General features: G+C 73.2%; 20 protein-coding genes. 7 read left to right on the forward strand and 13 right to left on the reverse strand.

From position 1 onward, the window contains the following. Positions 1–66 precede the first annotated feature (66 nt). The 4 genes from JNO44_RS13500 to JNO44_RS13515 form a co-directional block, all read right to left on the reverse strand. Complete coding sequence (locus JNO44_RS13500; RefSeq protein ID WP_205364258.1) at positions 67–3,156, reverse strand: endo-alpha-N-acetylgalactosaminidase family protein; 3,090 nt, start codon at positions 3,154–3,156, stop codon at positions 67–69. A gap of 120 nt (positions 3,157–3,276) precedes the next feature. Beyond that, positions 3,277–4,425 carry a sensor histidine kinase gene (locus tag JNO44_RS13505; RefSeq protein WP_205364260.1) on the reverse strand — a complete coding sequence of 383 codons (1,149 nt, stop codon included), beginning with the start codon at positions 4,423–4,425 and terminating at the stop codon, positions 3,277–3,279. 5 nt (positions 4,426–4,430) lie between these two features. After that, positions 4,431–5,102: a response regulator gene (locus JNO44_RS13510; protein ID WP_205364262.1), complete on the reverse strand. Its 672-nt coding sequence runs from the start codon at positions 5,100–5,102 to the stop codon at positions 4,431–4,433. A gap of 110 nt (positions 5,103–5,212) precedes the next feature. Beyond that, entirely contained in the window at positions 5,213–6,022 is an 810-nt protein-coding gene (locus JNO44_RS13515) for a S1 family peptidase (RefSeq protein ID WP_205364264.1), read from the reverse strand. A 269-nt stretch (positions 6,023–6,291) separates the two neighbouring features. Between JNO44_RS13515 and JNO44_RS13520 the strand changes: the two genes are divergently transcribed. Further along, complete coding sequence (locus tag JNO44_RS13520) at positions 6,292–7,194, forward strand: hypothetical protein (RefSeq protein WP_205364266.1); 903 nt, start codon at positions 6,292–6,294, stop codon at positions 7,192–7,194. Between the two features lie 46 nt (positions 7,195–7,240). Here JNO44_RS13520 and JNO44_RS13525 read toward each other — a convergent pair whose 3' ends face one another. Beyond that, a complete protein-coding gene (locus JNO44_RS13525) occupies positions 7,241–7,936 on the reverse strand; it encodes an alpha/beta fold hydrolase (protein WP_205364268.1) in 696 nt (231 codons plus the stop codon). A 229-nt stretch (positions 7,937–8,165) separates the two neighbouring features. Here JNO44_RS13525 and JNO44_RS13530 point away from each other — a divergent pair, with 229 nt between their 5' ends. Further along, positions 8,166–9,209: a LacI family DNA-binding transcriptional regulator gene (locus JNO44_RS13530; protein WP_205364270.1), complete on the forward strand. Its 1,044-nt coding sequence runs from the start codon at positions 8,166–8,168 to the stop codon at positions 9,207–9,209. 7 nt (positions 9,210–9,216) lie between these two features. On the opposite strand, the gene JNO44_RS13535 is transcribed toward JNO44_RS13530, so the two are convergent. Beyond that, the gene (locus JNO44_RS13535) at positions 9,217–9,906 is read right to left on the reverse strand and encodes an MBL fold metallo-hydrolase (RefSeq protein WP_240167533.1); all 690 of its coding nucleotides are present in this window, start codon (positions 9,904–9,906) and stop codon (positions 9,217–9,219) included. A gap of 133 nt (positions 9,907–10,039) precedes the next feature. On the opposite strand from JNO44_RS13535, the gene JNO44_RS13540 reads away from it, so the two are divergent. Together JNO44_RS13540 and JNO44_RS13545 are read left to right on the forward strand one after the other, a co-directional pair. Next, positions 10,040–10,537 (forward strand): hypothetical protein, encoded by a 498-nt coding sequence (locus JNO44_RS13540; protein WP_205364272.1) that lies wholly within the window; start codon positions 10,040–10,042, stop codon positions 10,535–10,537. Between the two features lie 66 nt (positions 10,538–10,603). Beyond that, positions 10,604–11,080 carry a PPOX class F420-dependent oxidoreductase gene (locus tag JNO44_RS13545; RefSeq protein WP_067352723.1) on the forward strand — a complete coding sequence of 159 codons (477 nt, stop codon included), beginning with the start codon at positions 10,604–10,606 and terminating at the stop codon, positions 11,078–11,080. Positions 11,081–11,107: 27 nt separating this feature from the next. Here the strand turns inward: JNO44_RS13545 and JNO44_RS13550 are convergent, their stop codons facing one another. After that, entirely contained in the window at positions 11,108–11,830 is a 723-nt protein-coding gene (locus JNO44_RS13550; RefSeq protein WP_205364273.1) for an SDR family NAD(P)-dependent oxidoreductase, read from the reverse strand. A gap of 101 nt (positions 11,831–11,931) precedes the next feature. On the opposite strand from JNO44_RS13550, the gene JNO44_RS13555 reads away from it, so the two are divergent. Beyond that, on the forward strand, positions 11,932–12,513 hold the full coding sequence (locus JNO44_RS13555) for a MarR family winged helix-turn-helix transcriptional regulator (protein ID WP_205364274.1): 582 nt from the start codon (positions 11,932–11,934) through the stop codon (positions 12,511–12,513). Here the strand turns inward: JNO44_RS13555 and JNO44_RS13560 are convergent. Beyond that, entirely contained in the window at positions 12,491–13,282 is a 792-nt protein-coding gene (locus tag JNO44_RS13560) for an ArsR/SmtB family transcription factor (protein ID WP_205364275.1), read from the reverse strand. The genes JNO44_RS13555 and JNO44_RS13560 overlap by 23 nt on opposite strands. A 67-nt stretch (positions 13,283–13,349) precedes the next feature. Here JNO44_RS13560 and JNO44_RS13565 point away from each other — a divergent pair, with 67 nt between their 5' ends. Next, positions 13,350–13,919 carry a hypothetical protein gene (locus JNO44_RS13565; protein ID WP_205364276.1) on the forward strand — a complete coding sequence of 190 codons (570 nt, stop codon included), beginning with the start codon at positions 13,350–13,352 and terminating at the stop codon, positions 13,917–13,919. A gap of 157 nt (positions 13,920–14,076) precedes the next feature. On the opposite strand, the gene JNO44_RS13570 is transcribed toward JNO44_RS13565, so the two are convergent. The 3 genes from JNO44_RS13570 to JNO44_RS13580 all read right to left on the reverse strand — a co-directional run bounded on the left by JNO44_RS13570 (position 14,077) and on the right by JNO44_RS13580 (position 21,203). Beyond that, positions 14,077–15,537: a glutamate synthase subunit beta gene (locus tag JNO44_RS13570; protein ID WP_205364277.1), complete on the reverse strand. Its 1,461-nt coding sequence runs from the start codon at positions 15,535–15,537 to the stop codon at positions 14,077–14,079. Beyond that, the gene (gene gltB, locus JNO44_RS13575) at positions 15,530–20,158 is read right to left on the reverse strand and encodes a glutamate synthase large subunit (protein WP_205364279.1); all 4,629 of its coding nucleotides are present in this window, start codon (positions 20,156–20,158) and stop codon (positions 15,530–15,532) included. The genes JNO44_RS13570 and gltB overlap by 8 nt, the downstream gene beginning before the upstream one ends. Positions 20,159–20,471: 313 nt before the next feature. After that, the gene (locus JNO44_RS13580) at positions 20,472–21,203 is read right to left on the reverse strand and encodes a VIT1/CCC1 transporter family protein (protein ID WP_189858352.1); all 732 of its coding nucleotides are present in this window, start codon (positions 21,201–21,203) and stop codon (positions 20,472–20,474) included. A gap of 392 nt (positions 21,204–21,595) precedes the next feature. On the opposite strand from JNO44_RS13580, the gene JNO44_RS13585 reads away from it, so the two are divergent. Then, positions 21,596–22,882, forward strand: a complete 1,287-nt coding sequence (locus JNO44_RS13585; protein WP_240167534.1) for an ADP-ribosylglycohydrolase family protein — start codon at positions 21,596–21,598, stop codon at positions 22,880–22,882. 106 nt (positions 22,883–22,988) lie between these two features. Here JNO44_RS13585 and lgt read toward each other — a convergent pair whose 3' ends face one another. Next, positions 22,989–24,104: a prolipoprotein diacylglyceryl transferase gene (gene lgt, locus JNO44_RS13590; RefSeq protein ID WP_205364281.1), complete on the reverse strand. Its 1,116-nt coding sequence runs from the start codon at positions 24,102–24,104 to the stop codon at positions 22,989–22,991. Positions 24,105–24,211: 107 nt separating this feature from the next. Continuing rightward, positions 24,212–25,024 carry a DsbA family protein gene (locus tag JNO44_RS13595; RefSeq protein ID WP_205364283.1) on the reverse strand — a complete coding sequence of 271 codons (813 nt, stop codon included), beginning with the start codon at positions 25,022–25,024 and terminating at the stop codon, positions 24,212–24,214. Positions 25,025–25,066: the final 42 nt, after the last annotated feature.

A 25,066-nucleotide genomic window follows, 5' to 3' on the forward strand; every position in this document is an offset into this window, starting at 1 on the left:
GGCGGGCCGGGTGCCGGGGGCGCGTGCGGCTCCCGGTGCCCGGCCCACCTCGGTTCACGCCTGGGTTCACGCCTCGGTGACGTGGAAGGCGTCGAGGACGAACTCGACGGTGCCGTCGCTGCCGGTCTTGCGCAGGCCGACCCAGGCGTCGCCGCTCTCGGGCGCGGTGAACTCGTAGTCGAGGGTGGTGGGTCGGGTGGCGACGGGCAGGGGCTGCCGGCGCAGTTCGCGGGCGGTGGGCTCGTCGACGGCGGTGATCCAGGCGTACTGGCCGGCCTTCTCGTTCTCGTAGCGGAAGGTGACGCGGTAGCGGCGGCCGGGGGTGAAGCGGACGGTGTGCGGGACGGTGCGGTAGACCAGGCCGGTGTTCTCGCCGCGGGACTTCAGGGACTGGCCGCCGTCGATGACGTCGTCGATCGCCTTCCCGTTCCAGCCGCGCTGGGTGTAGGGGGCGTGGCGCTGGGCGAGGTGGGTGCGGGGGTCGGTGGAGCCGCCGGCGTCGCCCTTGACGAAGGGGCCCCAGCCCTGGGGGACGTGTGCGAAGTCTTCGTAGACGAGGGTGGCGGGGGTGGTGGGGGTGGCGGGCGGGGTGGTGGGGCGGGGTGCGGCGACGACGCGGACGTTGTCGAAGCGGATCCGGGCCCGGCCGGGGGCGGCGGTGAGGCCGAGGGTGGCGGGGCCGCCGCCGTCGGGCACGGTGAAGCGGGTGGTCATGCGCTGGAAGCGGGTGCCGGTCTTGCGGTCGGCGGCGACGTGGTTGGTGGCGGTGGAGGTGTCGGTCCAGTTGGTGGCGGTGACGCCGTCGGCGGTGCGGACCGTCAGGCCGGCGCGCCGCCGCTCCCCCGCTGTGGCGCCGACCTCGACCTGGACGGACGCGGCGTAGTCGCCGGGGGCGAGGCGGGCCAGGCGTTGGGCGACGGTGGCGGCGGCGCCGGGGCCGATGACGAGTTCGTAGTCGCCGCGGTCGTTGATCTCGACGGTGGCGGGGCCGGTGGTCTGCCAGGCGGCGAGGTCGCCGGCGTGGAAGCCGGGGTCGATCAGGGGGGTGCCCTCGCCCCAGTGGGGGTCGGGTGGGGTGGGGGCCTCGGTGCGGTAGACGACGTAGGCGGTGCCGGGGCGGGCGGTGAGGGTGATCTGCCCGTCGGTGACGGGGATCCGGGTCCGGTCGGTGCGGCCCTGGTCGGTGAGCCGGTAGGCGTGGACCGCGGGGGTGTCCGACCAGCCGCGGGGGAGCCGCCAACTGCTCCGTCCGCCGCGGGGGTTGTAGTGGTAGAGCTTGGTGGGGTCGGTGGCGCGGCGGGGTTCCCAGGGCAGCAGGTAGCTGCCGCCGTCGTAGACGAGGCGGCCGTCGGTGGTGATGCGGCGGGTGCCGTCGGTGTCGGTGACGGCGGTGCGGGTGGGGCCTTCGAAGGTGATCTCGTGGTCGGTCCAGGTGCGGATGGGGTACGCCTGGAGGTATTTGGCGGGCAGGGCGTCGTTCCAGACGATGGTGTGGAAGGCGTGCCAGTCGTTCTTGCCGGTCCAGCCCTCGAAGTTGCCCATGCGGGGGGCGCCGAGGAGGGTGGGCCACTTGTCGGCGAAGACGTCCTTGTGGTGGTTGCGGAGGAAGCGGATGAGGCGGGAGTTGATGCCGCGGGAGGTGTCGGGGCCGTAGTCGGTCTCGTTGGCCCAGTGCGACCACAGGGCGGAGCGTTCCAGGCCGTGGCCCCATTCGGTGGCGATCTGCCAGCCCTGGTCGCGCAGGTGGCGTTGGAGGCGGTCGGAGTTCCAGCCGGATTCGCGGAAGACGTCGAGGTAGACGGTGTTCAGGGCGGGGTCGGTCTCCTTGCGGAGCTGGGCGAAGCGGGCGGCGACGGTGCCTGCGGTCAGGTCGTGGCGGGCGTTGATCCGGTAGGACTGGTCGAGCCAGTCCCACTGCTTGTCGTTCTTGTCGACGAGCGTCTCGGAGAAGGCGTGCGCGACGGGGTAGGACTCGGTGGCGTTGACGTGGACGGCGAAGTCGCTGTGCCACTTCTTCCCGGCGCGGAGCAGGGTGTTGAGGTCGGCCAGGCCGCCGGCGCGCGCGTTGTAGTTGCCGCCGTAGTCGGGGTGGGCGGAGTCGTGGCCTTCGGACTGGTAGCCCTTGAGGAGGGTGAACTGGCGCAGGCCGTCGGTGGCCAGGGCGATCCGTTTGACGTTGTCGAGGGTGGCGAGGAACGGGTTGGTGGCCTGGCTGGCGAAGTTGAAGGGGATGTGCGGGACGACCCGCAGGTGCTGGGTGTCGGCGCCGAGCGGGACGACCATGATGTCGCGCAGGGCGATCGCGGCGTCCTGCCAGTCGGTGCGGCCGTCGCCGTTGCGGTCGCGGGTGAGGACGACGGTGGCGTACGGGAGGGGTTCGGTGGCGTCGGTGGGTTGGCCGGCGGCGCGGTGGGTCCATTGGCCGGGGGCGAGTTGGGCCTTGAGGTAGCCGTCGCCGCGCAGGGTCTGCCGCCAGAGTCGGCCGTTTTCCCAACTCGTGGCGGCGGTGGGGGTGTCGTAGACGGTGTTGGTCTCGATGCCGGCAGCGAGCTGGTCGGTGGCGACGACGGCATAGGCGCAGCCGGTGGGGGCGGGCTCGGCGGGGGTGTCGGGGGTGACGCGGACGAGGGTGTCGCCGCTGGTGGCCTTGTCGAGTTGGAGGCGGGCGGCGAGGAGGTGGGCGCCGGGCTGGTCGCTGCGGACGCTGAGCAGGGCGAGGCCGGGTATCTGGAGGGTGCCGACGCGCAGCGCGGGGGTGTCGTCGATGGCGGTCAGGCGCCAGGTGACCTGCCAGCCGTCGACGGTGATCTCGGCGGTGAGGGTGGTGCCGCCGTCGAGGGCGAGGGTGTAGGTGGCGCGGTCGGCGCGGGCCCGGTGGGTGACGCGGGGGGTGTGCGCGGTGCCGTCGATGAGGATCTGGGTGACGGGGGTCTCCTGGCCGTGCAGGACGGCGCCGGTGGCGCGGTCGGTGTAGGAGACGATGCGGGGGAAGGCGGGGTCGACGCGGACGTCCAGCGCGGCGGAGTGCAGGACCGTCTCGCCGGTGCGCGGGGCGGCGGGCGCGGTGCGGCTGCCGAGGGGGAGGGTGGTGGCGACGCCGGCGAGTGCGGTGGCGGCGACGAGTTGTCTGCGGCTGGGCCCTGGCTGTGCGGTCACGCGCGTCCTCCTCGGTGGCGGTGCGGCCTGTCGGCGGACAGCGTGCGGGGCGGGCGGGGCGCAGGCCCATGGACTAAGGCGCGGGAGGTGTTGGACAGATGTGCGGCGGCGGTTGCGCGGTCAGGTGTCGTCCGGGCCGGTCGTGGGGAGGACGGCGACGACCTCCCAGCCGCCTTCCGGCGCGGGGCCGGCGGTGAGGGTGCCGCCGAGGGCCTCGGCGCGTTCGGTGAGGCCGGCCAGGCCGAAGCCTCCGCCGCGGGCCTGCTCGGACAGGCGCGCGGCGGCGCCGCCGTCGTTGGCGATGCGCAGTTCGGTGCCGCGGGGGACGGTGTGCACGGTGATCCGGACGGCGGTGGCGTCGGCGGCGTGCTTGCGGACGTTGGTGAGGGCCTCGCGGACGATGCGGTGGACGGCGGCGGCCACCTCGGGGGGCAGGGTGCGGTCCAGGCCGGGTTCGAGGTCCAGGACGACCGGCGGTCCGGTGCGGGCGAACGCGTCGGCGAGGGTGCGGACCTCGGCGAGTCCGGCGACCGGGGCGGTGCGGACCTCGCCCTCGCGCAGCACCCGCACCAGGCGGCGCATGGCGCCGAGCGCCTCGCCGCCGGAGGTTTCGATCCGGGCGAAGGCGGCGCCGGCCCGCGGCCCGTCGAGGGCGGTGAAGCGGGCGGCGCGGGCCTGCACGACGATGCCGGTGACGTGGTGGGCGACGACGTCGTGCAGTTCCCTGGCCAGTTCCAGGCGTTCGGCGTCCCGTACGGCGGCCAGGTCGCGCAGCCGGCCGGCGTCCTGCCAGCGCAGGATCAGCGAGTAGGCGGTGACGACGACGGTGAGGACGCCGTAGAGGACGGTGAAGACGCCCATCCGGATGTCGCGCATGGGAGCCAGGACGCAGGCCAGGCCGAGCAGGGGGCCGAGGACGGCGGCGGTGCGGCCGGGGGCCCCGCGGACCACGGCGGTGAGCAGGACGAGCAGGGCGATGCCCTCGCCCAGGCCCCAGACCCGCAGGGCGTGCTGGCCGGCGATCAGGACGGCGGAGGCGGCCAGGGACACCGCGACCGCGATCCGGGCCCGGGTGGTGAGCGGGATCCGGCGGTAGGGGACGGCGCACAGGCAGACCACGACGGCGGCCGCGACGACGACGGCGTGCGGGAGGGTGGGCTGTTGGGTGAGGACCACCGCCTCCACGCCGACGAGGAAGAGCAGGACCCCGGCGAGGGCGGTCTTGGCGGCGGCGGCCTTGTGGGGGTGGGTGCGGGCCCACCCGGACATCGGGCTCATCCGCCGGTGGCCAGCCCGGATTCCCAGGCCCAGGCGGCGATCTCGACGCGGTTGCGGGCGGCCAGCTTGGCCTGCACGTTGGCGAGGTGGGTCTTGACGGTGGAGAGCGAGACGAAGAGTTCGTCGGCGATCTCGGCGTTGGTGCGGCCGGTGGCCAGGGCGCGGACGACCTGTTCCTCGCGGTCGGTGAGCGGCTCGGCGGGGACTTTGGCGTCGCGGCCGGCGGTGGGGGCCATGGTGCGCAGCAGCCGCAGGGTGATGGCGGGCGAGACCAGGGCGTCGCCGGCGGCCGCGGCGCGGACGCCCTCGACGAGCAGGGCGGGGCTGGCGTCCTTGAGGAGGAAGCCGCAGGCGCCGCCGTGCAGCGCGGCGTGCACGTACTCGTCGAGGTCGAAGGTGGTGACGATGACGATCCTGGGGCGGTCGTGGAGCTCGGGGTGGGTGGCGGCGCGCTCGGCGAGCCGGCGGGTGACCTCCAGGCCGTCCGGTTCGGGCATCCGGATGTCGAGCAGGAGCACGTCGGGCTGGAGCCGTTCGACGGCTTCCAGGGCGGCGGCGCCATCGGTGACGTCGTCGAGGACCTCGATGTCGGGCTGGCTCTCCAGGATCATCCGGAAACCCGTCCGGACCATCTCCTGGTCGTCGGCGATGACCACGCTGATCGGCATGGCTCCATCGGACCCGGGACGGCCGGGGCCCGCAAGCCGCGGCGGCGGATGGCGGAGGGGCCGGGGCCCGGTGGTGTGCCCGGGCCCCGGCCGTCGGTGGTGCGGGCGGGTCAGCTGCCGAGCCCGGCAGCGGCCTTCTTGATGTCGGCCGCGAAGGCGCTCACCTCGGTGTAGACGCCGGGCTTGCCGGGGCGGGCGCAGCCCTCGCCCCAGGAGACGATGCCGACCTGGAGCCACTGGCCGGCGTCGTCCTTGCGGAACATCGGGCCGCCGGAGTCGCCCTGGCAGGTGTCGACGCCGCCGGTGTCGAGCTTGCCGGCGCATATCTCGTCGCCGGGCGTGAGGGAGTCGCCGTATGCCTGCTGGCAGGTGGCGTCGTCGATGAACGGGACGGTGGCCTTGAGCAGGTAGCGCTGCTGGTCGCCGCCTTCCTTGTCGGCGCCCCAGCCGGCGATGGTGAAGTCGCCCTTGTTGTAGGTGTCGTTCTCGGCGATCTTCAGGGTGGGCTGGTCGATGGGCTTGGCGAGCTTGATGAGGGCCCAGTCCTTGCCCTTGCCGTTGTAGCCGGGGGCCTGGAGGACCTGGGTGGAGTTGACCTTGACGGCGGCCGAGTCCTCCAGGTCGACGACGCCGCCGGTAGCGGTGATGGAGGTGTCGTTGCCGCTGCCGTCGACGCAGTGCGCCGCGGTGAGCACGATGTCCTTGGTGTAGAGGGCGCCGCCGCAGCCCATCGACAGCCGGACCATGAAGGGGAATTCACCCTGGTCGGCGCGGGTGCCGCCGACGACGTGGGTGTGCACGGAGCCGCCGGGGGTGGGTGCGGGGGCGGCCTGCGCCGCGGCCGGCTGGAGGCTGAAGGCGGCCAGGGCGATCGCGCCGGCGGCGGTGGTTCTCTTGAGGTGCTTCCGGGTGCTGCGCAACGGACTGTTCCTTTCGTGGGGGGTCGCGTAGCGCAATGACAGGGTCATGCCAACCCCAGCGCCGGGCATGGCCGTCGCAAAATGCGCACGGACGACGGCAGCACACCGCAAAGCCTTCGGGTATCCAGGCAATGAACCCGTAAAGCGCCCTGTGATTATGTGGAGTGGGGGATCAGAGTGACAAGGGTCAACATCCGGCCAACTCCCCTACCCCATACGCCCCGTACGCCCCGTACCGTCGGCCCGGACACCGGTCGTACAGTGGCCGGATGACCACCGGCGGCAGCGGGATCGCGCACGGCTTCCCCCATCTCGACACGGTCCGCGCGGCCCTCACGGCGCTCTTCCGGCGCCTGTCCCACGACACCGTGAGCGCCTTCCCCACCAGCGTCCTCCCGGTGGACGTCGCCTTCGACAACACCGAGGACGTGCACCTGGGCGCGCAGCGGATCGCCCGCGCCATGGTCCGCCAACTGCACCTGCCGGACGCCCGGATCGTGATCACCTTCCGCGAGATGGAGCACGCCGCGACCGTCGAACTGACCGCGGGGCCGGAGTACTTCGTCGAGCTCAACGACCGCTTCCGGCGGCACCGCAAGGACATCGGCGCCGCCCTCGCCCACGAGGTGACCCACGTCTGGCTGCACCGGCTGGACCTGTCCTTCCCCGGCACCCGCGACAACGAGATCCTCACCGACACCGCCGCCGCCTACCTCGGCGCCGGCTGGCTGCTGCTGGACGCCTACCGCGAGCACGGCCCGTTCTCACAGAAGCTGGGCTATCTGACGCCCGAGGAGTTCGGCTACGTGCTGGCCAAGCGCGCCGACTTCTTCGACGAGGACCCCGCTCCGTGGTTCACCAGCCCGCAGGCGTACGACGCCTACACCGCCGGGCGGGCGCGGGCCCGGCAGGACGCCCGGCGGCCACCGCTCGCCGGCGCCGGCTGGACCGCCCGGCTCCGCTACGCCAAGGACCGCCGCGCGGCCCAGGACCCGCACCGCACCGCCGGCCCCGGCGCCGGCTACGCCTTCGAGCCCGCCGCCGGCCCCGGGGCGCCGCTGCGGGTGTCCTTCCCCTGCCCGACCTGCTGGCAGCGGATCCGCGTCCCGGTCCGCGGCCACCTCCAGGCGCGCTGCGGCCTGTGCAAGACCCTGCTGGACTGCGACACCTGATGAAGCGTCATGTCAGTATCTCGGGCCCGCCGGACGACCCGCGGGATCAGATCCAGCCCTCCAGCCCGGCCAGGAACCCCGGCAGGTCGTCCCGGTGGATGGTGTGTCCGGCGCCGTCCACCGTGCGCACCTCGAAACCGCGGCCGGCGAGCTCCTTGCCCGCCTCCTCGGTGAAGAGGAACCCCTTCCCCGCGATCTGCACCAGCGACGGCACCACCGGCCGCTCCGGCGTCAGGTCCCGCAGATGGCCGCCGGACAGCGCCAGCGCCGTCCCGGTGTCCCAGTCCGCGAGGGTGGCCAGCTCGATGTCGACGTCGACGTCGTCCCAGCGCGGGTTGAAGTACCGCACCACGGTGGGATCGGCGTTCTTGAACGTCACGAACACCGCCGGGTCCACGGTCTGTCGCACGCCCGTCAGCGACCACGCCGGATCGCTGTAGACCACCCGCCGCGGCCGCAGTCGCTCGACCGCCAGGGACAGCGCCAGACCGCCCAACGAGTGCCCCAGGGCGACCTCGACGCCGACCGGCAGGGTGTCCACGAGGTCGTCGGCGAAGAGCTCGGGGCCGTAGTCGCCGCGCGGGCTGCGGCCGTGGCCGCGCAGATCGACGGCGATGACGCGGTAGCCCCGCTCGGCGAGGGCCGGGCCGACCCGGTGCCAGGTGCGGTGGTCGGACATGATCCCGTGGATCAGCACCGCGATCCGCTCACCGGTGCCCCACTCGTGGGTGTGCAACTGCATCCGTGCCCCTCTTCCGCCGTTCCGCTCGTCTCCCACCCGCGCCGGCACGCCGCACGTCGGGCTCCAGCGGCTCTCCGACACGGCCGCGCGACCGAAGTTACACGTGTAAGTCGTCGAGAGGGCAGCCCGGCGGCGCGCAGCGCCGTCATCTGGGGGTGGAGGTCGGGCGGCGGGAGGGCAGACCGGCGCGCAGCGCCGGCCGGCATCCGCTGTGCGAGGATGCCCCGGCATGACCGACCCAGCCGGCCCCGAGGCCACCCCAACACCCGTGACCAGCGCGGCCGTTGCCCGCCGCGCCGGGGTGTCGCGCGCGACCGTCTCGTACGTGCTCAACGGCCAGGCCGCCGGGCGCGTCGGGGCCCGTACCCAGGCCCGGGTGCGGGCCGCCGCCGAGGAGCTGGGGTACGTGCCGCACGCGGCGGCGCGCAGCCTGCGGGCCGGCCGGGGCCGGATCGTGCTGCTGGCCGCACCGGCCGACGCGGTGCCCGCGTTCGGCCCGCTGTTCGCCGACTTCCTCGCCGGGTTCCAGACCGCGCTGCACCACCTGGGCTACACCGGTGTGCTGCACGGCGCGCCCGCGGCCTCCCCGCTGGCCGCCGCCCGCGACTGGGCCGAGCTGCGGCCCGCCGCCGTACTGGCGCTGCACGGACCGCCGTTGGACGCCGCCGCCGTCGAGCTGCTGAAGCGGTCCGGGACCGCGGCGGTGCTCACCACCGGCCCGCAGGCACCGCCCGGCGCCCACGCCCTGCTGCTGGACCAGCGCGAGGCCGGTCTGCGGGCCGGTGCGCACCTCCTGGCCGCGGGCCGCCGCCGGATCGGGGTGGTGCTCCCGGCCGATCCCCGCCTGGCCGCCTTCGCCGAGCCGCGGCTCGCCGGCGTACGGGACGCGGCCGCCGCGCACCCCGGCGCCGAGGTCCGTCCCCTGGTCCTGGCGCGCACCGAGGAGTCCGCGACCCGGCTCGCCGCACGGTGGCCGGCGCTCGGCCTGGACGCGGTGTTCGCCTACAACGACGAGTACGCGATGCTGCTGCTGCGCGCCCTGCAGGACGCCGGCCGCGCCGTCGGCGCCGCCCCGGGGCGGATCGCGGTGGTCGGCGCGGACGACCTGCTGCTGGCCCGGCTGCTGCGCCCCCGGCTGACCACCGTCCGGGCCGAGACCGCCGCCCCGGACCGGATCGCCCACCTGGTCGACGCCCTCATCCGGGACCCGTCCGCCCCACCGGCCGCCCATCGCCTGGGAACCTTCCACCTCGTGCCCCGCGAGTCTGCGTGACGTGCCGTCACATGCCGTGATTCGGATGGTGGTTGGGGCTTCTGGACGGCGAACGCGTGGTGCTCGCCCCGCCGGCCTCACGCCAGTCCCGCTCCGGGGTGACCGCGGCCAGTACGGCGCGGGCGCCGGTGGGGTCGGCGGCGATGGCGTCGCCGGGTAACAGCAGCCGGCTCTCCGGGAGGTGCAGGGCGATGGCACCCGGGGTGTGGCCGGGGACGTGGAGCACCCGGACCGGCTCGGGCCGGTCGTCGAGGGTGTCGCCGTCATGGAGGGGACGGTCGACCTCGGTGTGGCGCAGCGGTGGGACCCCGCCGGCGGCGATGCCGGCCAGGGTGCGCTCGTGCAGGGCCCGTTCGCCCGGGGGGGGGGGGAGGTCGGCCGGCGGTTCGGGGAGGGTGCCGCTGATGTAGGGGGCGTCCAGCGCGCCGGCCAGCACCCGGGCGCCGGTGGCGGCGACCAGGTCGGCGGCTGATCCCATGTGGTCCATGTGGCAGTGGGTGAGCACGATCTGCCGCAGCGCCTCGGGACGGCCGCCGAGCGCGGCGAGGGCGTCGAGGATCGCGGGGGCCGAGCCGGGGAGTCCGGTGTCCACCGCGGCGAAGCCGCCGTCGGGCAGCGCGACGAGGTACACATGGCCGCCGGGGAAGCGGAGTTGCCAGACGTGCGGGGTGATCCGGTCGAGGGCGTCCGTGATCACAACGCCAATCGCCGGAGGTCCGCGGCCCGGAGCTTTGCGCCGTGGCCGGATCGAGCGCGCTGTGTGACGGGGGGGCAGGAACCCATCGTGCCCCTGACACGTCCCATCCGCGACCGACCCGAGGAGGCACGTCATGCCGCACACCGTCCACCGCACCCGCCCGCGCACCCGTGCGACCGCCCTGGCCGTCTCCCTCGCCGCGGCCGGCGCCGTCGCGCTCTCCGGCTGCGGCCGGGCCACCCAGGCGGTGCACACCTCTCCGCCGCAGCACGCCCCGGACGCCTTCGACCAACGGGCCGCGCAGATCGTCCGGGACTGGCCGAAGGTCTCCCCCGTCCCCGGCCGCCAGGAGGCGCTGCTGCCGCTGGCCGGCGCCGAGCGCCCCAAGAGCCCGGACGCCAGGGAGTTCACGGTGACCGTCGGCCACAGCGCCTGCGACGCGGGCTACGGCGCCCGGGTGCGGGAGTCCAAGGAGCTGGTCGTGGTCTCGGGGTGGGGCAGGAAGAAGAACCCCAAGGGGATGTGCACCGAGCAGTTGGCCACGGACCGGGCGAAGATCCGGCTGGACGGCCCGTTGGCGGGCCGCACGGTGGTGGACGCGGCCACCGGCAAGCGCCTGCTGACGGGCTGACCACGGCGGCCGGACACCACTTCCCGCTCCGGCCCGATCGGGGGGAACAACCCTTAGGCTCGCGCCATGAGCCCTTCCATCGCCACCACCACCCGTGTCGAACTGTCCGAGCTGCTGGAGTTCGTCCGCCCGCGGCACCGCGCGATCCTGCTCACCCGCCGTTCCGACGGCACCCCGCAGGGTTCGCCGCTGACCTGCGGGGTGGACGACTCCGGTCGGCTGGTGATGTCGACGTACCCGGAGCGGGCGAAGGTCCGCAACGTCCGCCGGATCCCGTCGGTCAGCGTGCTCGTGCTGTCCGACGAATGGACCGGGCCGTGGGTGCAGGTCGACGGCGAGGCCGAGGTGATCGACGCCCCGGACTCCATCGAGCCGCTGGTCGAGTACTACCGGAACATCGCCGGCGAGCACCCGGACTGGGACGAGTACCGTGCCGCGATGCGCAAGCAGGGCAAGTCCCTGATCCGGGTGACGCCGCGGCGCTGGGGCCCGATCGCGACCGGCGGCTTCCCGGCCCGTCTGGTGGCCGGCGACGGCGCCTGACGGGCCGGTCGTCGCGCCGACCCGGTGTCAACGGGTGGGGTAGGCGCCCCCGTTGACGTTCAGCACCTGACCGGTGATGTGCCGGGCCGCCGGCGACGCCAGGAAGGCGACCGCGCCGGTGATGTCGTCCAGGGTGCCGGGCCGACCGGTGGCGGTGGCCGCGATCAGGTGCTCCCGGCGCGCGTCGGCGAGCTGGTCGCGGAAGAACTCGGTGCCCGCGATGTAGCCGGGCGAGACCACGTTGGCGGTGATCCCGCGCGGGCCGAGGGTCCGGGCCAGGTCGATGTTCCAGGAGGCGAGTCCGGCCTTGGCCGCGCCGTAGGAGCCGGAGCCCTGGTCGGCGGCGATGGACCCGATGTGGATCACCGCGCCGCCGGCCGCCAGCCGGTCGTCGACGGCCCGGGTGGTCAGCGCGGCGCTGAGCAGGTTGGCGTCGAGGTTGGCGCGGAAGTCCCGGGCGTAGGAGGCCAGGTCGGTGGCGCCGTCGGCGTCGAAGTCGGTCTGGCCGCCGGCGTTGTTGACCAGGACGTCGAGGCGCTCGGGCAGTTCGGCGACGAGCCGGTGGAGCGCCGCGGGGTCGGTGTGGTCGCAGACCGCGGCGGTCGCCCCGGCGAGGGCGTCCGCGGCCTCCTTGAGCGGGCCGGGCCGCCGGCCGGTGATGACGACGCGGTCGCCGTGGGCCGCGAAGTGCTCGGCGAGGGCGCGTCCGATGCCGGTGCCGCCGCCGGTGATCAGGATGGTGCGTGCCATATGCTGGGCTCCGTCCGTAATTTTTAGGTCTAAATACATAGCCCGCAACTCTATGTTCAGAGCTAAATTTAGACCTGAACATAACACTCCCGGGAGGTCCGGTGGCAAGCGAACCCCAGGCGCAGGACGGCGACGGCCGCCCGGCGCCCCCCGACTCCGCCTATCCCGTGGAGGAGATCGCCGCCGCCTGGCAGCGCGAGCGCCCCGGCACGCCGGTCTCCTCCATCGGGATCGTCACGCCCATCTGGCGGCTGGCGAAGCTGCTGGGCGACGACCGGCGCCGGGTGCTCAACCGCGCCGGGGTGGACATCGCCACCCTCGACCTGCTGAGCGTGCTGCGCCGCAGCGGCCCCCCGTACACCCTGAGCACCCGGGAGTTGAGCCGGCGCTCCATGGTCACCGCCGGGGCGATCTCCCAGCGGGTGGCCCGCGCCGAACGCGAGGGCCTGGTCACCCGCCGGCCCGGGGAGGGCCGCCCGCGCAGCGTGCTGGTCGAACTGACCCCGACCGGCCACGACGTCGTCGAGTCCACCGTCGACCAAGTACTGGGCCGCGAGGCCGAGTTGCTCCAGGCGCTCTCCCCCGAACAGCAGGAGCAGTTGACCGGGCTGCTGCGGATCCTCCTCCTGGACGTCCAGCACCGCCTGGGCGACGACCGGATCACCCAGGTCGGCGAGGACTGACCTCCGTGCGGTCGCGCGACAGAGGGGTCGCCGGCGTGGGCGTGAGCACCTCGTCTGGCAGCCCCAGCCGCTCCCGGAAGGCGGCCCTGCCGACCTCGGTGACCGCGAGGATGCGGCTGGCCGGGGCCTTGATGATCCAGCGGTGCTCCAGCGCGTGCCGGTAAAGGGCGGCGCCGACCGCACCGGACAGGTGCTGGCGGCGCGAGGTCCAGTCCAGGCAGGTGCGCACGTGCGCCCGGTGGGCCGGCGACTGCCCGGCGTGCGGGATGCCCAGGTCGGCCAGCCACGCGGCGCCGGCGGTGGTCAGCTCCAGCCCGTACTCCCGCACCAGCAGGCCGCGTTCGAGCATCGTCTCGGCCAGGGCCACCCCGAGCGCCCCGGCGATGTGGTCGTAGCAGGTGCGGGCGTGGTGCAGGGCCCGACGGTGGTTGGCCTCGGCCAACGAGCGGATCCGCACCTGGCGGTAGGGGGCGAGCCCGGCGAGGTTCTCCAGGGTCTCCGCGGTGTCCGGCCCGGCCAGTCTGACGTAGCGCCGGCGCCCCTGCCGCTCCTCGGCCAACAGGCCGCCGGCGACCAGGAGGTTGAGGTGCTCGGTCGCGGTGGACGGCGCCACCCCGGCGTACTCGGCCAGCTCGCCGGCGGTCCAGGTGCCGCCGTCGAGCAGGGCGATGCAGATGGCGGCGCGGGTACGGTCCGCGAGCAGCGCCGCGAGGGCGGCCAGATCGGGAGTTTCCGCAGTGCTTTCGTGATCGGCGTCCCATCGAATCATGTGCAGAGCGTAATCACATATAACACTTCGGTGAGCGCCGAATCGTCCGGCTTCTATCCTCAGGAGTATGAAATCCGCGCTGGAGAAAAGCAGTTCGGTCGTGCCGGCGCTGCTGTCCACGGAGAACGACGACGGGACGTTCGTGCTGGTCGCGCTGCAGATCCGGTGGGACCTCGGGCCGGTGGTGAGCGTCTGGCTGCCCGCCCGGGGGCGCACCGCGCAGAACCTCGCGGTACGCCCCGACGTTGTCTTCAACCTGCCGCCCGAAGGGGCCGCGGCGCAGGAGGGGGCGGAGGGCGGCGGCGCCGAGCCGGAGGCGCCGTGGACGGAGCCGTCCGAGCTGGTCCGGCCGCCCCGACTGGCGCACTGCCCGGTGCAGTTGGAGGCCCGCCGGGTCGGCGAACGGACGATGACCGACGGCGCCTGGAGCCAGATCGAGGCGCAGGTGCTGCGGGTCCATGCGGACCCGCGCTGGGTGCTGCCGCTGGGCGACGGCAGCATCGATGTATCGGCCTGGCGGGCGCCGGTGCACGACTTCCGGCCGCCGGTCACTCCCCCGCCGGAGCCCGTCCCGGTGCCCGCCCGGGAGATGGCCCGGCAGTTGGGGCGGCGCTTCCCCACCCAGCGGGACCACTAGGGCGTGTCCGCAAGGTCCCGCCGGCCCCGGAAAAGACAGCGCGGCGCCTGCCCTCCGGTCGGGGTGGAGGGAACAGGCGCCGCCATACGGGGGCCGGGCTCTCACCCGGTCCCCGTGCCTCCGTACGACGCTGTACGGGACATCCGGTGACGGACGCTCACACCGCCAGGGCGCGGTCCGTCGGCTTGATCGGAGCCGGCAGGGCGCTGGCTCCGGTGAGGAAGCGGTCCACACCGCGGGCGGCGGAGCGGCCCTCGGCGATGGCCCACACGATCAGCGACTGGCCGCGACCGGCGTCACCGGCGACGAAGACACCGGGGACGTTGGTGGCGAAGTCCGCGTCGCGGGCGACGTTGCCGCGCGCGTCCAGCTCCAGCCCGAACTGCTCGACCAGGCCGTTCTGCTGGTCGGTGCCGGTGAAGCCCATCGCGAGGGTGACCAGCTGGGCCGGGATCCTCCGCTCGGTGCCGGGCTTCTGCTCCAGCTTGCCGTCCTTGAACTCCACCTCGGTCAGGTGCAGCCACTGGACGTTGCCGTCCTCGTCGCCCTCGAAGTGGGTGGTGGAGACCGAGTAGACCCGCTCGCCGCCCTCCTCGTGCGCGGAGGTGACCTTGTAGAGCATGGGGAAGGTCGGCCAGGGCTGGCCCGCGTTCCGCTCCTCGCCGGGCCTGGGCATGATCTCCAGCTGGGTCACCGACGCCGCGCCCTGGCGGTGCGCGGTGCCGACGCAGTCCGCGCCGGTGTCGCCGCCGCCGATGACGACCACGTGCTTGCCCTCGGCGCTGATCGGCGCGACCGTCAGGTCGCCCTCCTGCACCTTGTTGGCCAGCGGCAGGTACTCCATGGCGAAGTGGATGCCGTTCAGCTCACGGCCGGGCACCGGGAGGTCGCGGGAGGTGGTGGCGCCGGCCGCGACGACCACCGCGTCGTAGCGCTTGCGGAGCTTGGCCGCGTCGATGTCCCGGCCGATCTCCACCTCCGTGCGGAACTTGGTGCCCTCCGCGCGCATCTGCTCGATGCGGCGGTTGATGTGCCGCTTCTCCATCTTGAACTCGGGGATGCCGTAGCGGAGCAGACCGCCGATGCGGTCCGCGCGCTCGTACACGGCGACGGTGTGGCCGGCGCGGGTCAGCTGCTGGGCGGCGGCCAGGCCGGCCGGGCCGGAGCCGATGACCGCGACGGTCTTGCCGGAGAGTCGCTCCGGCGGCTGCGGGGTGACGTCACCGGCATCCCACGCCTTGTCGATGATGGAGACCTCGACGTTCTTGATGGTGACCGGCTGCTGGTTGATGCCCAGCACGCAGGCCGCCTCGCAGGGCGCGGGGCACAGCCGACCGGTGAACTCCGGGAAGTTGTTGGTCGCGTGCAGCCGCTCGCTGGCCGCGGTCCAGTCCTCGCGGTAGGCGTAGTCGTTCCACTCCGGGATGAGGTTCCCGAGCGGACAGCCGTTGTGGCAGAACGGGATGCCGCAGTCCATGCAGCGCGACGCCTGCTTGGTGATGATCGGCAGCAGGGAGCCGGGCTGGTAGACCTCGCTCCAGTCCTTGACGCGCTCCTCGACGGGGCGGGTCTTGGCGATCTCGCGCTCGTGGTTCAGGAAGCCCTTGGGGTCAGCCATTGGTCGCCGCCTCCATCATCTTCTCGTGGGTCTCGGACTCGGAGAGCCCGGCTCGCTCGGCGGCGTCCTTGGCGGCGAGCACTGCCTGGTAGGTGGCCGGGACGACCTTGCGGAAGCGGGCGGCCGCCGCGTCCCAGTCTGCGAGGAGCTTCTCGGCGACGGTGGAGCCGGTCTCCTCCTGGTGGCGGCGCACGACGCCGTGCAGCCACTGCTTGTCGGTGGCGTCGAGCGGGCGGACCGCGTCGGCCAGCTCCTTGTTGACGTTGTCCGGGTCGAGGTCGATGACGTAGGCGGTACCGCCGGACATGCCCGCCGCGAAGTTGCGGCCGGTCTCGCCCAGGACGACGGCGTGGCCGCCGGTCATGTACTCGCACCCGTGGTCGCCGACGCCCTCGGAGACCACCGTGGCACCGGAGTTGCGGACGCAGAACCGCTCGCCGACCCGGCCGCGCAGGTACAGCTCGCCGCCGGTGGCGCCGTAGGCGAGGGTGTTGCCGGCGATGGTGGAGTACTCGGCGAGGTGGTCGGCGCCACGGTCCGGGCGGACCACGATCCGGCCGCCGGACAGGCCCTTGCCGACGTAGTCGTTGGCGTCGCCCTCCAGGCGGAGGGTGATGCCGCGGGGCAGGAACGCGCCGAACGACTGGCCGGCCGAACCGGTGAAGGTGAGGTCGATGGTGTCGTCGGGCAGGCCCGCGCCACCGAACTTCTTGGTGACCTCGTGGCCGAGCATGGTGCCGGCGGTGCGGTTGATGTTGCGGATCGCGACCTGGGCGCGGACCGGCTGGGCGGCCTCGGCGGTGTCCGCGGACAGCGCGTCCGCGGCGAGCTTGATCAGCTCGTTGTCCAGCGCCTTCTCCAGACCGTGGTCCTGGGTGGTGATCTGGTGGCGGACCGCGCCCTCGGCCAGGTCGGGGACGTGCAGCAGCGGGGCGAGGTCCAGGCCCTGGGCCTTCCAGTGGTCCACCGCCCGGGCGACGTCGAGGACCTCGGCGTGGCCGACGGCCTCGTCCAGGCTGCGGAAGCCCAGCTCGGCGAGGAGCTCGCGGACCTCCTCGGCGATGAACTCGAAGAAGTTGACGACGAACTCGGCCTTGCCGCTGAACCGCTCGCGCAGCACCGGGTTCTGGGTGGCGATGCCGACCGGGCAGGTGTCCAGGTGGCAGACGCGCATCATGACGCAGCCGGAGACGACGAGCGGCGCGGTGGCGAAGCCGAACTCCTCGGCGCCCAGCAGCGCGGCGATGACGACATCGCGGCCGGTCTTCAGCTGGCCGTCGGTCTGCACCACGATGCGGTCGCGCAGGCCGTTGAGCAGCAGGGTCTGCTGGGTCTCGGCCAGGCCGAGCTCCCAGGGGCCGCCGGCGTGCTTCAGCGAGGTCAGCGGGGAGGCGCCGGTGCCGCCGTCGTGGCCGGAGATGAGGACCACGTCGGCGTGCGCCTTGGAGACGCCCGCCGCGACCGTGCCGACGCCGACCTCGGAGACCAGCTTCACGTGGATGCGGGCGGCCGGGTTGGCGTTCTTCAGGTCGTGGATGAGCTGGGCGAGGTCCTCGATGGAGTAGATGTCGTGGTGCGGCGGCGGCGAGATCAGGCCGACGCCCGGGGTGGAGTGCCGAGTCTTGGCGACCCACGGGTAGACCTTGTGGCCGGGCAGCTGGCCGCCCTCGCCGGGCTTGGCGCCCTGGGCCATCTTGATCTGGATGTCGTCGGCGTTGACCAGGTACTCGGAGGTCACGCCGAAGCGGCCGGAGGCGACCTGCTTGATGCTGGAGCGGCGCGCCGGGTCGTACAGGCGCTCCGGGTCCTCGCCGCCCTCACCGGTGTTGGACTTGGCACCGAGCTGGTTCATGGCGATCGCGAGGGTCTCGTGGGCCTCGCGGGAGATCGAGCCGTAGGACATCGCGCCGGTGGAGAACCGCTTGACGATCTCGGAGGCCGGCTCGACCTCGTCCAGGGGGATCGACGGGCGGTCCGCGGCGAAGGAGAACAGACCGCGCAGCGTCATCAGCCGCTCCGCCTGCTCATTCACCCGTTCGGTGTACTGCTTGAAGATGTCGTAGCGGCGTGCCCGGGTGGAGTGCTGGAGCCGGAAGACGGTCTCCGGGTCGAAGAGGTGCGGCTCGCCCTCGCGGCGCCACTGGTACTCGCCGCCGATCTCCAGCGCACGGTGGGTGGCGGCGATGCCGGACGCCGGGTACGCCTTGGCGTGCCGGGCCGCGACCTCCTTGGCGACGACGTCCAGGCCGGCGCCGCCGATCTTGGAGGCGGTGCCGTGGAAGTACTTCGCGACGAACGCGTCGTCCAGGCCGACGGCCTCGAAGACCTGCGCGCCGCGGTAGGAGGCGACGGTGGAGATGCCCATCTTGGACATCACCTTCAGGACGCCCTTGCCGAGCGCCTTGATCAGGTTCTTGATGGCGGTGTCGGCCTCCACGCCGGGCAGGAAGGTGCCGGCGCGGACGAGGTCCTCGACGGACTCCATCGCCAGGTACGGGTTGACCGCGGCGGCGCCGTAGCCGATCAGCAGCGCGACGTGGTGCACCTCGCGGACGTCGCCGGCCTCGACCAGCAGCCCGACCTGGGTGCGGGTCTGGGTGGCGATGAGGTGGTGGTGGACCGCGGCGGTCAGCAGCAGCGACGGGATCGGCGCGTGCTCGGCGTCCGAGTGCCGGTCGGAGAGCACGATCAGCCGGGCGCCGTCGGCGATGGCGGCGTCGGCCTCGGCGCAGATCTCCTCGATCCGGGCGGCCAGCGACTCGCCGCCGCCGGAGACCCGGTAGAGGCCGGCGAGGGTCACGGCCTTCATGCCGGGCATGTCGCCGTCGGCGTTGATGTGGACGAGCTTGGCCAGCTCGTCGTTGTCGATGACCGGGAACGGCAGGGTCACGCTGCGGCAGGAGGCCGCGGTGGGCTCCAGCAGGTTGCCCTGCGGGCCGAGGGAGGAGACCAGGGAGGTGACCAGCTCCTCCCGGATGGCGTCCAGCGGCGGGTTGGTGACCTGCGCGAAGAGCTGGGTGAAGTAGTCGAAGAGCAGCCGGGGGCGCTCGGAGAGCGCGGCGATCGGCGAGTCGGTGCCCATCGAGCCGATCGGCTCGGCGCCGGCCTTGGCCATCGGGGCGAGGATGACCCGGAGCTCTTCCTCGGTGTAGCCGAAGGTCTGCTGGCGGCGGGTGACCGAGGCGTGGGTGTGCACGATGTGCTCGCGCTCGGGCAGGTCGGCCAGGTCGATCAGGCCGGCGTCCAGCCACTCCTGGTAGGGGTGCTCGGCGGCCAGCTGGGCCTTGATCTCGTCGTCCTCGATGATGCGGTGCTCGGCGGTGTCGACGAGGAACATCTTGCCGGGCTGGAGGCGGCCCTTGCGGACGACCTTGGCCGGGTCGATGTCCAGGACGCCGACCTCGGAGGAGAGCACGACCAGGCCGTCGTCGGTGACCCAGTAGCGCCCCGGGCGCAGACCGTTGCGGTCCAGGACCGCGCCGACCTGGGTGCCGTCGGTGAAGGTGACACAGGCCGGGCCGTCCCAGGGCTCCATCATCGTGGAGTGGTACTGGTAGAAGGCCCGCCGGGCCGGGTCCATGGCGGTGGCGTTCTCCCACGCCTCGGGGACCATCATCAGCACCGCGTGCGGCAGCGAGCGCCCGCCGAGGTGGAGCAGTTCCAGGACCTCGTCGAAGGAGGCGGAGTCGGAGGCGTCCGGGGTGCAGACCGGGAAGAGCCGGTCGAGGTTCTCCGGGGCCCCGTCGCCGAACAGCGCGCTGGCCAGCTGGGACTCGCGGGCGCGCATCCAGTTGCGGTTGCCCTTGACCGTGTTGATCTCGCCGTTGTGGGCGACGAAGCGGTACGGGTGGGCCAGCGGCCAGCTCGGGAAGGTGTTGGTGGAGAACCGCGAGTGGACCAGCGCGACGGCGGTGGCGAACCGGCGGTCGGACAGGTCCGGGAAGAAGGGCTCCAGCTGGCCGGTGGTCAGCATGCCCTTGTAGACGATCGTGCGGGCGGACAGCGAGGGGAAGTACACCCCGGCCTCCCGCTCGGCGCGCTTGCGCAGCGCGAACGCCTTGCGGTCCAGCGCCAGCCCGGTGTCCCCGCCGTCGGCGACGCTGCGCCGGTCCGCGACGAACAGCTGGGAGAACGCCGGCATGGTGGCACGGGCGCCGTTGCCCAGCAGCTGCGGGGCGACCGGGACGACCCGCCAGCCGAGGACCGTGAGGCCCTCCTCACCGGCAAGCGTCTCGATCCGTGAGACGGCGTCGGCCGCCTCGTGGGCATCGGAGGGCAGGAAGGCGATGCCGGCGGCGTAGGAGCCGGCCGCGGGGAGCTCGAAGGTGACCTCTTCGCGGAGGAACGCGTCCGGGATCTGGAGCAGGATGCCCGCGCCGTCGCCCGAGTCGGGCTCGGAGCCGGTGGCGCCGCGGTGCTCCAGGTTGGTCAGCACCGTCAGGGCCTGTTCGACCAGGGCGTGGCTGGCCTCACCGGTGAGGGTGGCCACAAAGCCGACGCCGCAGGCGTCGTGCTCGTTGCGCGGGTCGTACATCCCCTGCTGGGCGGGGCGCCCGTCCATGGGCGACCAAGCGGCGGCGGCGCTGCTGGTGGTCGCGGAGTGCGTGGACGCGAAGCGCATCGGCTCTCCCAACGTCGTCGTGGCATAGGCGTTGCCGAGGGACGACGTTGGCCCTCCGCGAAATTTCGTGCAGGTTACAGGATGGCTCGCTTCTCGAAAAGCGGAAGATGCCTTCCAACATTCGGACACCGCACCGGCGATGAGCCGGGATATCTGGGGATGCGGACGGCCGCTTCTTCTCGGACTGGGAGCCGCCCTCTGCGGCGGCGTTCGGCGGGCGACATTGCCCGCGACGCCAGGGCCTTATGCCCGGTCGTCAACAAACCGAAACCGCTCGGTAATGCGGCCATGATGCGGTCACCCGAATGGGACGTCAACCCATCACCGTTCCGAACAGCGCGCCGAGACCGTACGTCACGCCCGCCGCGGCGCCGCCCAGAGCCAGTTGACGCAGCCCGCTGAACCACCACGAACGGGCCGTCACGCGCGCCACCACGGCGCCACAGCCGAAGAGCCCGAGCAGCGCCAGCAGCACCGCCGGCCAGAGCGCACTGGCCCCCAACAGGTAAGGAAGGACAGGCAGAAGCGCGCCCAGAGCAAAGGAACCAAAGGAGGAAATGGCGGCAACAGCCGGAGAAGGAAGGTCCGACGGGTCGATTCCCAATTCCTCGCGCGCATGGATCTCCAGCGCCTGCTCGGGGTCGCGGGAGAGCTGTTCGGCCACCTTCCGGGCGAGCTCCGGCTCCACCCCGCGGGACTCGTAGAGGGCCGCCAGCTCCTCCTGCTCGTCCTTCGGGTGCTTGCGCAGTTCGGCCCGCTCGATGTCCAGCTCCGCGACCACCAGCTCACGCTGCGAAGCCACCGAGGTGTACTCCCCCGCGGCCATCGAGAACGCGCCGGCCGCCAGCCCCGCCAGGCCGGTGATCACGATCGTCTGCTGCGACACCGCGCCGCCGGCCACTCCCGTCATCAGGGCGAGGTTGGACACCAGGCCGTCCATCGCGCCGAAGACCGCGGGACGCAGCCAGCCACCGTTGACATCACGGTGGGTGTGGTTGTCGCGGTGCGCCACGTGGGTCGGCGCGGCCGTGTCCATGATCTCCATGACCGACATATCGAGACCTGCTCCCTGCTCTGCGAGGTGTGGGCCGATGGCGGCTCTTCCCCCTCCAACGCCTCGAAGTTATGCGCGAATTGCCCTCCTCCGCTAGCAAGGAAGGCCGAACTTACCCCGCTGACCTGGGGTTTTGTCGGAGCGAGGAGCTTGTGATCTGGCTCACGAGGGCTTCCGGTGGCCCTCGGGCACCGCTCGGCACGGTCGACCGGGTGACCCTGCCGCCCCGGACAGGAGAGCCGCACCGCCGCGGGGGACGGATACCGGGATGCCGGGCCGCGCGACGGCCGCAGCCGGCCCCTCCGGCCGGACCGCCCGCACGCCCTCCCACCCCCGATCCCCGCAGCCCCCTCGCCCCCTCGATCCCGTGAAAGGACTCCCCGATGACGGACACCACCACCGCCACCGCGACGCAACCGGACCCGGAACCACCGGACCCGGCCCGGCTCCCGGCGCCGTACGACGACGCCCCGGCGGCCGGGCCGACCGCCCCGCCGCCCGAGGTCCCCCAGCTGGAGGACCGGGCGGCCGGCGCGCTCGTCGGGGCCGCGGTCGGCGACGCCCTCGGCGGGCCGGTCGAGGGCCTGACGCCGGAACAGATCGTGGCCCGGCACGGCGGCCGGATCGAGGGCATCGTCGGGCCGTTCCACGCGGACTGGCGCACCGCCCGGCCGCTCGCGCCGTACCACAAGGGCGACGGCCACATCACCGACGACACCCTGATGACCCATGCGCTGGTCCGCGTCTACGAGACGGTCCGCGACCACCTCGACGCCTACGACGTCGCCGACCATCTCGTCCCCGACCTGATCGGCACGCCCCGCTGGATCCCCGAACTGGAGGCCGAGGCGCTGCCGTTGCAGCGGATCTTCCTCGCCGAGAAGTGGATCGTGGCGCGGCTGCACTACGGGCACGCCGATCCGCGCGAGGCCGGCGTCGGAAACATCGTCAACTCCGGTGCGGCGATGTACATGACGCCGGTCGGCGTCGTCAACGCCGGCAATCCGGACCGGGCTTACGCCGAGGCACTGGACATCTCCGCCGCCCACCAGTCCTCCTACGGCCGGGAGGCGGCGGGGGTGTTCGCCGCCTCGGTGGCCGCCGCGTTCCTGCCGGACGCCACCGCGGCCTCGGTCGTCGGGCACGCGCTGCGGCTGGCGAAGGACGGCACCCGGGCGGCGATCGAGGCGGTCTGCGACGTCGCCGCGCCGCACACCGACTACGAGTCCGCGCTGGTCCCGCTGCGGGCCGCGGTCGCCCCGTTCGACACCGTCGGCCCCGACTACCGCGAACCGTCGCTGGGCGCCCGCCGGCCCTCCCGGCTGCACGCCGTCGAGGAACTCCCCATCGCCCTGGGCATGCTGCTGGTCGCCGACGGCGACTACCGGGCCACCGCGCTCGGCGCGGTCAACTACGGGCGCGACTGCGCCGCCATCGCCACCATGGCCGGTGCGCTCGCCGGCGCCCTCCGCGGCGCGGCGGCGGTGCCCGCCGAGTGGAGCACCGAGGTCGCCCGGGCCAGCCGGCTCGACCTGCACGCCCCGGCCACCGCGCTGGCCGCCGTCACCCGCGAGGTGTTCGCCCGCGACCGGGCCCGGCAGCTGCGCCACGAGCAGGCGTTCGGCGCCATCGCGGCGCGGACGGCGCCGACCGAGGCCAGCGGGCGCTGACGGCGCGCCGGCCGGCGTCCGCCGGCGGACACGGCGGAGCGCCGGGCGGTCCCGCGGTGAACGGGTCCGCCCGGCGCTCCGGTCGGCTGGATGGCCTTCGCCGGCGTCAGGACTTCGCGCCGCCGGCGCTCCCGGCGGCCTTGGCGGAACCGGACGCGGAACCGTCGGCACGCTCGGCGCCGGTCGCGTCCTCGCCCTTCCCGTCGGCCGGGGCGCCCTTCTTCCCCACGGCCGCGGAGCCCTCGGCGTCCCCGTCGGCGCCCTCGTCAGCCTTATCGATCTTCTCGGCCTTGTCTGACGTCTCTGACTTCTCGACCTTCTCGGCCGTATCAGCCTTGTCCAGCTTGACGCCCTTGCCGGCTCCGGTGCCCTCGGCGCCGTTCTGAGCGCCCTCGCCGAGCTGCCACTCCGGCTCGACGATCTCCTCGCGGCCCGGGGCCTTCTTCGACGAGACGATCATGTAGACGACCGCCAGGACGAAGACGATCAGCGCGGTCCAGACGTTCAGCCGCATGCCCAGGATGTGGTGCGCCTCGTCGACCCGCATGTACTCGATCCAGGCGCGGCCCGTGCAGTAGGCGGCGACGTAGAGCGCGAAGACCCGGCCGTGGCCGAGGCGGAAGCGCTTGTCCGCCCAGATCACCAGCGCCGCGACGCCCAGGCACCACAGGGACTCGTAGAGGAACGTCGGGTGGTAGGTGCCGCCGATGCGGCCGATGGCCGGGTCCGGGTCGATCTTCAGCGCCCACGGGAGGTCGGTGGGCTTGCCGTACAGCTCCTGGTTGAACCAGTTGCCCCAGCGGCCGATCGCCTGCCCGATGGCCAGGCCCGGCGCCAGCGCGTCGGCGTAGGCCGGCATCGGGATGCCCCGGCGGCGGCAGCCGATCCAGGCACCGAGCGCGCCCAGCGCGACCGCGCCCCAGATGCCGAGGCCGCCCTGCCACACCTTGAAGGCGTCGAGCGGATGGCCGTTCTTGCCGAAGTACGGCTCGTACGTCGTGATGACGTGGTAGAGGCGCCCGCCGACCAGGCCGAAGGGCACCGCCCAGACGGCGATGTCGGCGACGGTGCCGGTGCGGCCACCGCGCTGCACCCAGCGCCGATTGCCGAGCCAGACGCCGACGAACACGCCGATGATGATGCAGAACGCGTAGCCGCGCAGCGGGATCGGGCCGAGGTGGACGACACCGACCGACGGGCTGGGAATGAATGCGAGGTCCATGGCAGGACCGACGCTACCGCGCCGGGCCGGGTTGACGACAACCCGGCCCGGCAACGGCTGCGTAACGACCCCGTCCGGACGGCGGCCCGTACCGGCCGCCCGGCGGGTCAGCCCTTGCCGGGCTGCTTGCCCTTGTTGGCCTCCAGGACCATCTTCTTGAGCTCGGCCGGGGTGACCCGGCCGCCCTGGACCTGGGCGAGGTCCTTGCCGTTGAGCAGGACGGTCGGGGTGCCGCGGAACCCGGCGCTGGTGAACGCCTCGTTGGACTTGCGGACGAAGGCGTCGTACCGGCCGTCGTTGACGCACTTGGTGAAGGCGGGCGACGCCAGGCCGCCGACCTTCCCGGCCAGCTGGATCAGGTACTTCTTGTCGCTGAAGCGGTCCTGCTGCTCGGGCGGCTGGTGGGAGTAGAGGACGTCGTGGTAGTCGCGGAACTTCCCGGCGTCCTGGGCGCACAGGGCGGCGTTGCCGGCGTTCAGCGAGCCGGAGCCGCCGGCGTTGCCGTCGATGAGGGTGGCGAGGTGGTACTCCACCTTGAGCTGGCCGGAGTCCTGGAGCTGGTGGATCACCGGGCGGAAGCCGGTCTCGAACTGCTGGCAGGCCGGGCAGCGGAAGTCCTCCCAGACCACGAGGGTGGAGTGCGCGCCGGGCGCGCCCACCGGGACGGCGGGCTTGTTGCCGTCGCTGGCCTTCTTGGGGAGGGCGAACGCGGTCTCGGCGGTGCTGCCGGACCCGCCGCCGGAGGACACCCACACGGCGACCCCGCCGGCCACCGCGAGCGCCGCCACCACCGCGCCGCCTACGACGGCCTGGCGGACCCGCCGGGCGCGCGACTTCTCCTTGATGCGCTGGGCCTGCAGCCGCTCGCGGGCGCTGCTCGTTCCGTCACGGTTCTGGCCGTCTTGGTTCTTCTGGTTCACGCCCGTGGACAACGAAGCGGAGGGGCGCAGTCGCACCCCTCC

Source organism: Streptomyces noursei, from assembly GCF_016917755.1.
Taxonomy (GTDB): domain Bacteria; phylum Actinomycetota; class Actinomycetes; order Streptomycetales; family Streptomycetaceae; genus Streptomyces; species Streptomyces yunnanensis.